Consider the following 685-nt stretch of genomic DNA (forward strand, 5'->3'; position numbering starts at 1 on the left):
CTCCCGGAGAATAAAATGATCTTAATAATTCATTTTATCGGATGATCAACGGCGCGTAAATCGCCTGTTATCGACGCCGATCCGGGCGTCCACGGGAGATGGAAATGTCACCTGAACCTCTCGGCCCCTGGCCGATCGATCTTGGCGCATTGACTCCGATGCAGCGCGACGCCCTTTACACCAACCTTGTGCGTCACGCCCATCAGGAGAGATCGGAGGCAATTCGGCTGAGCGCGGTGTGGATCGCTTCGATTTTCAAGAAGCGCCTGACAGGAATTATTGCCTCGATCACTACATGTGTCGGCGCCGCGTTGGTGAGCATACGTGGACTGACCAAGACAAAAAGTCAGCCGGCGAACTGCCGGGCGATGATCAGCACCGCCGCACCCGCCAGAAACATCGCCATCAACCCGCCGCGCAACGAAACCACGGCGGTGACCACCAGAGCCGCCCACTCCGCCGGTCCGGCATTCAACAGTTCCGGCGCCACCAGCGTCGTCAGCACCGCCGCCGGCACGGCGTTGAGACCGGCCTCAACGCGCGGATGGATGGTTTCGAAGCGGGAGATGACCAGATGCCCGCCGATGCGCGTCAGATAGGTCGCGATTGCGCCGGCGATGATGATCCAGAAGGTCGTGCTCATGGCCGCGCCTTTACGCCGCTGTGATGGGGAGGCAGGATGACC

1 protein-coding gene is annotated in these 685 nt (G+C 60.4%); it reads right to left on the reverse strand.

From position 1 onward, the window contains the following. Positions 1–346: 346 nt before the first annotated feature. On the reverse strand, positions 347–643 hold the full coding sequence (locus EOA22_RS36120) for an AzlD family protein (RefSeq protein ID WP_127390736.1): 297 nt from the start codon (positions 641–643) through the stop codon (positions 347–349). Between the last annotated feature and the right edge of the window lie 42 nt (positions 644–685).

Source organism: Mesorhizobium sp. M7A.F.Ca.US.014.04.1.1, assembly GCF_003998745.1.
Lineage (GTDB): Bacteria > Pseudomonadota > Alphaproteobacteria > Rhizobiales > Rhizobiaceae > Mesorhizobium > Mesorhizobium ciceri.

What these genes read in the sequence shown, in the direction of transcription:
- EOA22_RS36120 (WP_127390736.1), bottom strand. Translation starts at nt 643, where the DNA reads ATGAGCACGACCTTCTGGATCATCATCGCCGGCGCAATCGCGACCTAT.